At 66.8% G+C, this 12369-nt stretch carries 9 protein-coding genes; 3 read left to right on the top strand and 6 right to left on the bottom strand.

What is annotated here, in order from left to right:
- Position 1 precedes the first annotated feature (1 nt).
- Together nrdR and L8F97_RS16390 are read left to right on the top strand one after the other, a co-directional pair.
- Positions 2-463, top strand: a complete 462-nt coding sequence (nrdR, locus tag L8F97_RS16385) for a transcriptional regulator NrdR (RefSeq protein ID WP_242152676.1) — start codon at positions 2-4, stop codon at positions 461-463.
- Positions 464-557: 94 nt separating this feature from the next.
- The gene (locus L8F97_RS16390) at positions 558-1694 is read left to right on the top strand and encodes a TrmH family RNA methyltransferase (RefSeq protein ID WP_242152679.1); all 1137 of its coding nucleotides are present in this window, start codon (positions 558-560) and stop codon (positions 1692-1694) included.
- A 190-nt stretch (positions 1695-1884) separates the two neighbouring features.
- Here L8F97_RS16390 and L8F97_RS16395 read toward each other — a convergent pair whose 3' ends face one another.
- The 4 genes from L8F97_RS16395 to galE form a co-directional block, all read right to left on the bottom strand.
- Entirely contained in the window at positions 1885-2058 is a 174-nt protein-coding gene (locus L8F97_RS16395) for a hypothetical protein (protein WP_242152682.1), read from the bottom strand.
- Between the two features lie 25 nt (positions 2059-2083).
- The gene (gene msrA / locus L8F97_RS16400) at positions 2084-2740 is read right to left on the bottom strand and encodes a peptide-methionine (S)-S-oxide reductase MsrA (protein WP_242152685.1); all 657 of its coding nucleotides are present in this window, start codon (positions 2738-2740) and stop codon (positions 2084-2086) included.
- A 79-nt stretch (positions 2741-2819) separates the two neighbouring features.
- On the bottom strand, positions 2820-4229 hold the full coding sequence (locus L8F97_RS16405; protein ID WP_242152688.1) for a M20/M25/M40 family metallo-hydrolase: 1410 nt from the start codon (positions 4227-4229) through the stop codon (positions 2820-2822).
- Between the two features lie 74 nt (positions 4230-4303).
- On the bottom strand, positions 4304-5302 hold the full coding sequence (galE, locus tag L8F97_RS16410; protein WP_242152691.1) for a UDP-glucose 4-epimerase GalE: 999 nt from the start codon (positions 5300-5302) through the stop codon (positions 4304-4306).
- A 90-nt stretch (positions 5303-5392) separates the two neighbouring features.
- Here galE and msrA (L8F97_RS16415) point away from each other — a divergent pair, with 90 nt between their 5' ends.
- A complete protein-coding gene (gene msrA, locus L8F97_RS16415; RefSeq protein WP_242152694.1) occupies positions 5393-5941 on the top strand; it encodes a peptide-methionine (S)-S-oxide reductase MsrA in 549 nt (182 codons plus the stop codon).
- A 248-nt stretch (positions 5942-6189) separates the two neighbouring features.
- On the opposite strand, the gene L8F97_RS16420 is transcribed toward msrA (L8F97_RS16415), so the two are convergent.
- Entirely contained in the window at positions 6190-10815 is a 4626-nt protein-coding gene (locus L8F97_RS16420; RefSeq protein WP_242152698.1) for an NAD-glutamate dehydrogenase, read from the bottom strand.
- Positions 10816-10905: 90 nt separating this feature from the next.
- Positions 10906-12195 (bottom strand): hypothetical protein, encoded by a 1290-nt coding sequence (locus L8F97_RS16425; protein WP_242152704.1) that lies wholly within the window; start codon positions 12193-12195, stop codon positions 10906-10908.
- Positions 12196-12369: the final 174 nt, after the last annotated feature.

The following is a 12369-nucleotide window of genomic DNA, read 5'->3' on the forward strand; positions in this document are numbered from 1 at the left end:
TGTGCGCTGTCCCTTCTGCGGACATGAAGACAGCCAGGTAAAGGACAGCCGCCCCACTGACGACGGGGCGGCAATCCGTCGGCGGCGTCAATGCGAGGGGTGTGCGGCACGCTTCACCACGTTCGAGCGCATCCAGTTGCGCGATCTCGTCGTGCTGAAAAGCGAGGACCGGCGCGAACCGTTCGACCGGGAAAAGCTGCTCCGCTCGATCTTGATCGCAGCGCGCAAACGGCCGATCGAGCCGGTGCGGCTGGAAAAGCTCGTCTCCGGCATCCAGCGCCAGTTGGAGACGCAGGGGGAAACCGAGATCCACTCGCAGCGTATCGGCGAAATGGTGATGGACGGGCTGAAGGGTCTCGATTCGGTCGCCTATATCCGCTTCGCCAGCGTCTATAAGGATTTCCGCGAGGCGAAGGACTTCGAGGAGTTCGCCGGCAACGTGACTGCGGTCGCGAACGGATAACGCCGCCCGACCGCCGCCAGTCCCCGGCGAACCGCCAAACGCGTGTCGCCCCGCCTCTTGTCCAACCCGCGCATAGAAGGATAGGGCCTGAGCGATGAGCTTCTGGGTCTACATCCTGCGCTGCGCCGATGGCAGCTATTACACCGGCCATACCGACGATCTCGAACGCCGGGTCGGCCAACATCAATCGGGGGAGTTCGAAGGCTATACGCTGTCACGCCTGCCGGTGGAACTATTGTGGTCACAGGATTTCCCGTCGCGGGTCGAGGCGCTGGAGGCGGAGCAGCGGGTGAAGCCCTGGGCACGGGCCAGACAGGAGGCGTTGACCGCCGCGGACTTGGAGGCGTTACGCATCGTCGCCATGCCGCAATCCCAGCACGATGTCCCACGACCGGACCCGGAGCGAACGGCACATGGCGATGCCGGGCCCCGTCCCCAGCCCGTTCGTGCCGAGCGGGAACGGGGAACCGCCACAGTGCGATCCGAAACTCAAGCTCCAGCGCAAACACCGCCCCCCGTCATCGTGCTCGTCCGCCCGCAACTCGGCGAGAACATCGGCAAGGCGGCCCGCGCCATGCTCAACTTCGGGTTGGTGGAGATGCGTCTCGTCGCCCCGCGCGACGGCTGGCCGAACCCCGCCGCCGGCCCCGCCGCCTCCGGTGCGGACAGCGTGCTGGAACATGCGCAGGTGTTCGACACGCTGGCGGAGGCGATCGCCGATTGCCCCAACGTCTACGCCACCACGGTGCGCAAGCGCGGTGTCACCAAGCCGGTCGTCACCCCCGAAGTCGCCGCGCGCGCGATCCACGCCGGGCCAGGCCGCACCGCGATCCTGTTCGGGCCGGAACGCTCCGGACTTGAAACCGACGATGTCGCGGTCGCGCGCGAGATCATCACCGTCCCGATCAACCCGGAATTCGGCTCGCTCAACCTCGCGCAGGCGGTGATCCTCGTCGCCTATGAATGGTCGAAAGGGGTGGCGCTATCGCAGCCGCCCGAGGTCGATCTGCCCGAGCCTGCCCCACAGGAGGAACTCGACGGTATGATCGCGCAACTCGATGGCATGCTGGAGGAAGCCAACTTCTTCTTTCCGCCGGATCGCTCGCCGGTCACGCGGCGAACGCTGCGCACCCTGCTCACCAAACCCGCCTGGTCGAGCCAGGAGGTGCGCACGCTTCGCGGCGTCCTGTCGGCGCTCGCTGGCGCCAAGCGGAAGAAAACGCTCGACTGACGCGGGATCATCGCTCGGTTGATGACGGTTGCGGCATGACGGCCGACTTGATACCCAAACCGGGTGGCACCTCGGCCGCGATCTGTCTGGAGCACCTCATGCGCTTGCCCCTCATCACCGTCGCTGCACTATCCGCGCTGATCGTGGCCGCGCCGGGTTTGGCCAAGGACAAGAAGCCGATGGACCCGAACTAGCGGATCTGCCGCAGCGAGGTACCGACCGGCTCGATGATGTCCAAGAGCGTGTGCCACACACGCGCCGAATGGATCATGATCGACGAACAGAACCAGGCCGCAACCGACAGCGCGATCCGCTCGCGCCGCACAAACGGCCAATAACCGCACGACCGCCCGGGTACGGCCAATCATGCCGCTCCCGGGTTCGGCACGTCAGGCGGCGAGGCTCGGGAAGCCGGCCCGGAACGCCGCCACCTTGGGCTTGTCCCAATGCGTGATATACGGGTGGTTCGGATTGCGATCGAAGAAGTGCTGGTGGTACGCTTCCGCCGGGTAGAAGCCGCCGGTCTCCAGCTTGGTCACGATCGGCGCCTTGAACGCATGCGCCTGCGATAGCTGCGCGATATAGGCCGCCGCGACCGCGCGCTGCGCCGGGTTCTGCGGGAAAATCGCCGAGCGATAGCTGGTACCGCTGTCCGGATACTGCGCGTTCAGCGTGGTCGGATCATGCGCGACCGAAAAATAGACGCGCAGCAACGTGGCATAGCTCACCTTCGCCGGATCGTATACGACGCGGATCGCCTCGGCATGACGCGTCGTCTCGCTGCTGACCTGATCGTACGTCGCGGTATCGGCACTGCCGCCGGCATAGCCCGCTGTCACGGACTTGACGCCCTTCACATGCTCGAACACCGCTTCCATACCCCAGAAGCACCCGCCCGCCAGGACCGCGACCTGCGGCTTGCCGGCGTTCGGCACGTCATGCTGCGCGGCCGGAATCGGCACCGCGCGCTCCGCGCTGGCCGCCCCGCCCGAAAGCGCGAATACCGCCGCGCCGGCCAATGCGACGCCACCAATCAGGGATTTCATCGTGAGGTTCTCCATGCCACCGATATCGGTAGCGGAGCGACGATTTACACCCCCCGGCTGAACCATGCCTGACGGTGGATCAACCGGCATACGCCTTGACCAGATCGAACAGATAGTCGCGCCCCTCGAACAGCGCCTTGACGCCGATCCGCTCGTTCAGGCCGTGCATGCCGTTGCCGTCGGCATCGAACATAAGCCCCGGCGCGCCGTATACCGGAATGCCGATGCTCTCGAAGAAAACGCCGTCGGTCGCCCCGGTCGACATCAGCGGCAGGATCGGCACGCCCGGAAAGTAACGCGCCGCGACCGCCTTGGCCGGCCCCAGTACCTGCGGGTCGAGCGCGGGCGGGATCGCGGTCGGCCGGATCGGGGCGTTGGCGGTAACGGTCACCTTGGGGCCGGCAAGATCCTTCAGCTTGGCGAGCGTCCCAGCGACGGTCTCGCCCGGGAAGATCCGACAGTTGACGTTGGCGGTGGCACGCTGCGGCAGCGCATTCTCGGCATGACCCGCCGCCAGCAGGGTCGCGACGCAGGTGGTGCGCAGGGTTGCGCGAAAGGTCTTGTCGCGGTCGAGCAGCGCGGCGGCCTCGGCGTCCTGCGGATCGGCGAGCAGCCGCCGGATCGCCTCGGCTAGCAGCGGCGGCGTGCCCTTGCGATCCTGCGCCATCGCGGTGAAAAACGCGCGCGTCGTGTCGGTGAAACGCACCGGAAAGTCATAGCCCTGCACGGCCTTCAACGCATCAGCGAGATCGTAGATCGCGTTGTCGCTGGTCGGCTGCGAACTGTGCCCGCCCGGCCCGGTGGTGGCGAACGTATAGTTCTGCGCCGCCTTCTCACCGACCTGGATGGCGAGCAGTTCGGGCTTGCCATCGTCGCCATAGCGGCCACCGCCACCTTCGTTGAGCGCGAATTCGGCGGCGATCAGCGCGGGCCTGTTCCTGGTCAGCCACGCCGCGCCGTTGAACGCGAAGGTGGTTTCCTCCCCGCAGGTGAGCGCCAGCTTGACGGTGCGTTTCGGGTGATACCCGGTCTGCCGGAAGCGGATCAGCGCATCCGCCCAGATCGCCGCCATGGATTTATCGTCGGCGGTGCCGCGCCCGTAGTAATAGCCACCCTCCTCGACGAGCCGGAACGGGTCGCGCGCCCAGTCCGCCCGGTTTGCCTCCACAACGTCGATATGCGCGAGCAGCAGGATCGGCTTTGCGGCGGGGTCGCTGCCCGGCAGGATCGCCACCACGCCGCCTTCCTTCGGGTGGCCGGGTGCCGCGAACAGCGTCACGTCGCGCGCCGGATAATTGGCATCCTCCAGCCGCGCCGCCACCTTCGCGGCGGCATCGGTGCAACTGCCGGCGGACAGCGTGGTGTTTGTCTCCACCAGTTCCTTGTACAGCGTGAGGAATGACTGTTGATCGGGCCGCGTCTGCGCCGTGGCGGGCAGCGCGGCGACCAGCGCCACCGCGCCCGCGAGCGCCCACGCCAGTCTTTCCATCCGCCCCGCCTTTTTTCGCGCCAAAATCAGAGGCTAACGCGCACGCGCGGGAAAGCAATACGGACGCGACGCGATCAGACCCCGCGTTCGGCCAGCGCGCGTTCCCAAGCCAGCGCATCGCGCACGATCAGATCGAGGTCGTCACGCTGCGGCGTCCAGTCGAGCGCCTTCAGGATCGCGCCGTTGTCGGAAATCAACGCCGCCGGATCGCCCGCGCGCCGCCCCTCGATCTTGCGCGCGATCGTGACGTTGGTGACGCGATCAACCGCGTCGAGCACCTCCAGCACCGAGAAGCCGCGCCCGTAGCCTGCGTTGAGCGTGTGGCTCTTGGCCGGGTCGGCGGTGAGCAGGTCGAGCGCGGCGACATGCGCCGCCGCCAGATCGCTGACGTGGATATAGTCGCGCACCCCGGTCCCGTCGGGCGTATCGAAGTCGGTGCCGAACACGCCGACGCTCGCGCGCTTGCCGGTCGCCGCCTCGACCGCGACCTTGATGAGATGCGTGGCGCCCGCCGTCGACTGGCCCGAACGGCCCTGCGGATCGGCACCGGCCACGTTGAAATAGCGCAGCGCGCAATAGTTGATCGGGTGCGCCGCCGCCACGTCGCGGAGCATCGCCTCGGTCATCAGCTTGGACATGCCGTACGGGTTGATCGGCACGGTCGGGTCGCTCTCCATCACCGGAATGCGCGCGGGCGTGCCATAGGTCGCGGCGGTAGAGGAGAAGATGAAGTGCGGCACCCCGCACACCACCGCGCTTTCCAGTAGCGCGCGTGTCGCGACGGTGTTGTTGCGATAGTATTTCAGCGGATCGCTCACTGACTCCGGCACCACCACCGATCCCGCGAAGTGCATGATCGCCTTGACGTCATGATCGCGGATCGCGGACCGCACCGCGTCGTCATCCTCGATGTTCGCCTCGACCAGGGTCGCGCGGGCATCGACCGCCCAGGCGAAGCCGGTGACGAGATTGTCGACCACCACCACCCGGTAGCCCGCGTCGAGCAGCGCCAGCACCGCATGGCTGCCGATATAACCCGCTCCGCCCGTCACCAGCACCGCGCCGTCGATCATCATATCCTCCTGCAGCAGCGCCGCCTATCGCGCAAAGATTGCGCCACGCCAATCGCTTCCTACATTCCACCCATCAATAAGGAGCAAGACATGGCAACCGAAGTCGCCACCTTCGCGGGTGGATGTTTCTGGTGCACCGAGGCGGTGTTCGCCGACGTGATCGGCGTGGAGAAGGTCGAGAGCGGCTATATCGGCGGTTCGGTCGCGAACCCGACGTACAAGCAGGTGTGCGGCGGCGATACCGGCCATGCCGAGGCGATCCGCGTCACCTTCGACGCGGACCAGATCCGCTACGCCGAACTGCTCGACATCTTCTTCGCCACGCACGATCCGACGCAGCTCAACCGGCAGGGCAACGATGTCGGCACGCAGTACCGCTCGGCGCTGTTCCCGACGACGCCCGACCAGCGCGAGGAAGCGCAGGCCGCGATCGCGCGTGCGGCGGCGGACTCGGCCAAGCCGATCGTCACCACGATCGAGCCGGCCTCGCACTGGTATCCGGCCGAGGATTATCATCAGGAATACTGGGACGGCGAAGGTCAGCGTAATCCCTATTGCCTAGCGGTGATCCCGCCCAAGCTCGCCAAACTGCGCAAGAGTTTCGCCAAACGCTCCAAGGCGGTTGACGCGGCGGCGTGATTGGAAAACCCCGGCCGCTGTTACCAGCGGCCGGGCCAGCTTCTCTGTTCCTACTTCGGCGAGAGCAGGAATTCCATTACGGAACGCCGATAATTTGGCGTGCCCTTTCGTAACATAAGCCATCCCAACCGGCTCCGGCCTTCGCCCGGGAGGGAAAGACGAGGGTAGCGGCGACCGCAGCTGCCCCTTTTTCGATCGGCCCACCAGCCAAGGCGCACGCCAGCCACCAGCCAGCGCACGCCCGGCCATTATCGTCCCAGCAACACCCGCGCCTGCCCCGCGATCTGCGCAAGCATCGCCGCGCTGGGTGCAGCCGTGCCGCGCGCACGATCGATACCGGCGCGGAACTGCCCGACGCGGCCGGCATTGTCCGCCAGCCAGCGTTCCACCCGCGCCTGCGGGTCGCCCGCGTCCTCGCCACCGGTGCCGCGGGCGAGGAACTCCAGCCGCAACTGCTGGAAATCCCGCGCCAGCCCGGCGAGAAGCAGCCGCTCCCACGGGTCACTCGATGCGATGCGCGCGGCGTTGGCCTGCGCCCAGTCCAGACCGAGCGCCTGTCCCAGCCGTGTGAACGCCCGCGTCAGCACCGTTTCGTCGAGACCGACCCGCTGGCCGAGATCGGCAAGCCCGACCGCCCCGTCCAGCTCGAACAGCCGCACCACCTTCTGCGCCAACGCGCCCGGCGCGCCGACCGCTTCCAGGCTGGCGGCGATGCGCGCGCTCTGCGTGCTCGCCTCGTCAAGCAGCAACGCCTTGGTCTGGCGGTCGAGCTGGGCAATGCCCGCACCGATCCGCGCCATAACCATGCCGGGCCCGGCACCGGTGGGCGACACGCGGAGCAGATCGGCGATGTGCGAACGCGTCGCCACCGCAACTTCGTCGAACAGCGCGATCCGCGCCGCTTCGGGCATGTCCGCGCTCTCGATCTCCGCCCACAACGCCGGCAGATCGAACAGCCGTTCGGCCACCACGAACATTGCGGCGATATCGGGCAATGCAGCACCCTCCTCCTCCGCCAGTTCGAAGGGGTGGAGCATGCCGAGCCGGTTGATGATGCGATTGGCAAGCTTGGTCGCGACGATTTCGCCGCGCAAACGGTGCTGGTCGATCGCCTCGGGGAAGGCCTCGCGCATCGCCGGCGGAAAAGCCGCGTGCAGATCGGGCGCGAGATCGGCATCCAGCCCTAGCGGGCTGTGTTCGATAGCCGCCTGCAACGCGAGCTTGGCCGTGGCCAGCAGCACCGCCAGTTCCGGTCGTGCCAGGCCCAGCCCCTCTTGCGCGCGGCGCAGCAGGATGTCGTTGGCGGCCAGCCCCTCGACCGCGCGGTCGAGCGATCCGGCGCTCTCGAAAATCTCGATTAGCCGCACATAGCTCGGCACATCGCGGGCGCCCGTGCTCTCGGCGATCGACAGCGCCAGCGTCTGGAGGCGGTTATCCTCCAGCACGATGTGCGCGACATCGTCCGTCATCGACGCGAGCAGCGTGTTGCGGTCCTCATAGGCCAGCCGCCCCTCGATCATCTCACGGTTGAGCGCGATCTTGATGTTGACCTCATTGTCCGAACAATCGACGCCGGCCGAATTGTCGATGAAGTCGGTATTGATCCGCCCGCCGGCTTGCGCGAACGCGATCCGCGCCGCCTGCGTCACGCCGAGGTTGGCGCCCTCGCCCACCGCCGTCACGCGAAGCTGCTCGGCATCGACGCGCAACCGGTCGTTGGCAGGGTCACCCACCTGGATGTTGTTCTCTGACGCCGCCTTCACATAGGTGCCGATGCCGCCGAACCACAGCAGGTCGACCGGCGCCTTCAGGATCGCAGAGATCAGCGCACCCGGTTCGATCTCGGCCTGGTCCACGCCCAGCACCGCGCGCACCGGTTCGGACAGGCGGATCACCTTGTCGGTACGCGGGAATACGCCACCGCCTGCGGAGATCAGGCTGGCGTCGTAATCCGCCCAGCTTGAGCGCGGCAGCGCGAACATGCGGGCGCGCTCCGCCCAGCTTGCCGCCGGGTCCGGGTTCGGATCGAGGAAGATGTGGCGGTGGTCGAACGCCGCGACGATCTTCAGCGCCTTGGACAGCAGCATGCCGTTGCCGAACACGTCACCCGACATGTCGCCGCAACCGACCACCTGGATCGGCTGGGTCTGCACGTCCACGCCGCGCTCCGCAAAGTGGCGCTGCACTGACACCCATGCACCCTTGGCGGTGATCGCCATCGCCTTGTGATCGTAGCCGACCGAGCCGCCGCTGGCGAACGCATCGCCCAGCCAGAAGCCGTGTTCGATCGCGATCGCATTGGCCACGTCGGAGAAGGTCGCGGTGCCCTTGTCGGCGGCAACGACGAAATAGGGGTCGTCACCGTCGTGGATGACCACCTCGTCGGGATGGGTCACCACGCCCTCGACGATGTTGTCGGTGATCGACAGCAGCGCGCGAATGAATACGCGGTAGCTTTCGGTGCCCTCCGCCAGCCATGCATCACGGCTGGACGGCGCGGGCAGTTGCTTGGGGTAAAAGCCACCCTTCGCCCCGGTCGGCACGATCACCGCGTTCTTGACGCGCTGCGCCTTCATCAGGCCAAGGATCTCGGTGCGGAAATCGTCGCGCCGGTCAGACCAGCGCAAGCCCCCGCGCGCGACCGGGCCGGCGCGCAGGTGGATACCCTCCACCCGCGGCGAGTAGACCCACACCTCACGCCACGGCAGCGGCGCGGGCAAACCGGGAACGCGGTGACTGTCCAGCTTGAATGCCAGAGCGGCCTGTCCAGCAGGCGCGAACGCGTTGGTGCGGAGCGTCGCGGCAATCACGCTGCGCAGCGCACGCAGGATACGATCGTCATCGATCGCCGACACCGCATCCAGCCCCCGCTCGATCGCCGCGTCGGCGGCGGCGACGTCCCGCGTCGATAGCGCCGGGTCATGCGCCACGTCGAACCGTTCGATCAGCGCCGCCGCGACCTTCGGCGCACGGCGCAGCGCATCGACTACGGTGGCGAGACCGTAGGTGAGCCCCGCCTGCCGCAGATAGCGGAACCACGCGCGCAGCAACACCACCGCGCGCGGGCTGATGTTAGCCTCTACGATCAGCCGGTTGAACGCATCGTTCTCGGCGGCGCCTTCCAGCACCGCGCGGATCGCGTCCTCCAGCACGGCCGGGTCCTCCGCCAATGGGTCGCCCACCGTTTCAATGAGGAAGTCATGGACGAAGCTCTGCCCCTCATCAGTCAGCGCGGTCGGCTGTTCCTCGATCACGCGGAAGCCGAAATTCTCCAGCACCGGCACCGCATCCGACAAAGCTAGCGCTCCACCCATCCGGTACAGGTTCAACCGAAGCGCACCGTCCGCCTCGCGGTACAAACGTACCGACCTAGCCTCAGGCGCTTCCAGCCTTGCCAGCCGCACGATGTCGTTAGCCGCCTCTTCAGGAGTTTTCGCGTTGCGATAGCCTTGCGGGAAGCTACCGGCATACCGCAGCGCCAGCCGCGCCGCGCGCGCCGGCTCGACTTGCTCGGCCAGCGCGGATTCCACCGCCGGCGCCCAGCCGCGTACCATCCGCGCGATGCGCGCATCCAGTGCCGCCGCATCCGGCATCACGCCCGGCCCACGCAGATCGATCGTATAGCGCAAGAGCGCCGTCACCCCGTCCATCGCGATCGCCCAGTTGAGCAGGCTGCCGTTCGCCGCCTCGACCAGCATCTCGCCGATCGCGACCCGCCGCCCGGTGGTAAGGTCGTCACGCGGAAGCCAGACGAAGGCGAACAGGTGCCGCCCGAGGATACTGCGCACCAGCACCAGCTTCGGCCGCGGCCGGTCCGCCAGCGACATGGCGGTGAGCGCGAGTTCCTCCAGCGCATCGAACGCGAACGCCGTCGCCAGATCATGCGGCAGCGATGCGAGTGCATGGGTCAGCGCCTTGCCGGCGTGCCCCTTGGGATCGAAGCCGAACTTCGCCTCCAGCGCCGCCAGCCGTGCGCGCAGCACCGGCACCTCCTGCGGCGGTGAGGCCAGTGCGCTGCTCGTCCACAACCCGGCGTGGATCGACAGGCCAACCACCGAGTCACCACGTCGCACCGGCACCAACGCGAGATCGAGCGGCACCTGGCGGTGAACAGCGGAGATCTGGCTCGACTTCAGCAGCAAAGGCGCCTCGCCGCCCTGCTGAAACCAGTCGATCGCAAGCTCCCGCGAAGCCTCGGCGAGGATCGGCACGGCGTGGCCGTTGCGTGCGATTCCCTGCGCGGAGGCAAGCCCGTCCTCCCATTGTTCATGCGCGAGCAGCGTGAAATTGCGGTCGAGGAACCAGCGCAACAGCGCCGCGCCCTCCATGTGCTCCGACGTCGCGCCCAATGTTTCGGCGTCGGCGGCCATCGCCGCCTCCAGCGCCGACCAGTCGTGCACCGCCGTACGCACATCGGCAAGACTATGCTCCAGCGCGGCGATCAACTCGCGCCGGTCACGCGCATCTGCGCGCTCCAGCTCGAGGTAGATCATCGATTCCGCCACACCGGCCGCTACGTCGCCGATCGCGGTCAGTTCGCCGTCGGGATCACGCGTCGCACCCACGACAGGGTGGATAATACGGTCGATCGCGATGTCGTGCGCGCCGATCACCGCCGCGATCGAATCGACCAGGAACGGCATGTCGTCGTTGATGATCGCCAGCCGCATCCGCCGGCGCGGGTCGGTGACGGCAAGCGGCTCAAGCGCGAGCACCGGCGTGCCCGGGCGGCGGTGCGCGCCCGTCGCGACGACGAACGCCGCGGCCTCAGCGATCGCCTGCGCGTCGAACCCCTGTAGTTCGCCGGGAAGCGCGCCCTTGGTCAGCCGGGCGGCGAGCGCCTCCGCCAGCAGTGTCTGCGTCGTGTGTGCCATAACTCGCCCTAGATGACCGTTCGTTACGCGAACACTATAGGACGCTACTACCGTCGCAACACCCTCTGCCGGGAGGGGAATGCGAAAAAATCAGGCAGTCGCTTGGCGCATTGCCTTTTTTAGCAGCACCGGATCATCATCCAGCTGGGCCACGATATCGAGCATGCCCGCCTCGCCCGCCCGGGCGAGCAGCACCACGAAGTCGCCAGCAGCGACCGTCGACGAGATTGCCACTTGAGCGATCGGCGTCCGTTCGCGTAGCTGCGCGACGGGATCAGCCATCACAGCAGGCACCGGCGCGCGGGCGGCGCGCTCGGCCTGGACAATCCCCTTGATGCCGCCCTCCACGCTATCGAGGTAGCCCGCCAGCCCGTCTGCCGCGATGCCGATGCGGCGGGCGTGGGACAATACAGATGCGTACTCCGCCAGGCGTGTCTTGTCATAATTGCCGCCGAACACGAGCTTGACCACCGGCGTCATCGGCGCGCGTAATTGTAGCGTGATCCCGGCATCTTCAAGCAGGTCTTCGTAGCTTCGCGGGTCGGCGTCCGCTGCTGCTGCAAACGCGTAAGCCCGGTCGAGCGCGTGATAGAGCGCGGCGCGCGTTCGCCCTTCCGCGCCGTGCACTGCGTCGGCTGACTCGCGTGCCAGCGCGAGATGATCGAACAGCGTTTCCGGCGGGGCCGGCGTCACTGCGAGGGATGCGGTATCTTGGACGCTCTCGATCTCGTCACCGGGTAGCGTGGCATCGCTGGGACCATCGGCCCAGGCGATCGCGGCCGCCGCCGCCGCCGGGCCGCTGCGCACCGCTGCCGCCAGTTCCGCGTTCAGACGATCCTGCGTCGCATCGTCAACCAGTTCCTTCCAGTTGATGACGCCGTAGATGAAATCGATCGAATCCTCATGCGAGGAGAACGGCATCAGGATGCCGCGATACAACGTATTGTGCCCGCGCGCATTTACGAACTCGGCCTCGAACCCGATCGGAGCACGGTTCGCGATGATCTGGAGGTAATGGTCAGTCAGCCGCGACAGCAAGGAACGACTCGGCACCTGCGAGATGTGCGTGATCGTGCTGTCGATCGAACATTCCTCGCGCAGCGCCCGGCCGACGAATGGAATCGCCGGATTATCGACCCCTTCCGAAAAATCGAGCAGCACGCTGTGCGGACCGAAATCCGCGATATTTGCCGGATCAAGGTTGCCGATCGCCGGATAGGCACGTCCGTGTAGCAACGACACCCAATGGTTATACGCACGAACATGCATGCGCCGCTCGTCGGTGCCGATATCCAGCCGCGGACCATCGACATCGCCATCGCGCACATCGACTTCCGCCGCCCCGCCCCGGTCGCCCTCGACCCCGCGAACATTATCCATGCGCAACCGACCCTATACGGGATTCGCCGCCCGAATCCCTGTTCTGATGCGTCTGTGCGCGCTCTTTGGTAAACGCCGCGTAAAATCGCCTATCCGAACGCTTCCGCAAGAACACCGACTTGCCACACGCCATTTCAGATGATAGGCGGCCGCCCTCAAGATCGGCGATGCAGA

Source organism: Sphingomonas sp. BAUL-RG-20F-R05-02 (genome assembly GCF_022662305.1).
Lineage (GTDB): Bacteria > Pseudomonadota > Alphaproteobacteria > Sphingomonadales > Sphingomonadaceae > Sphingomonas.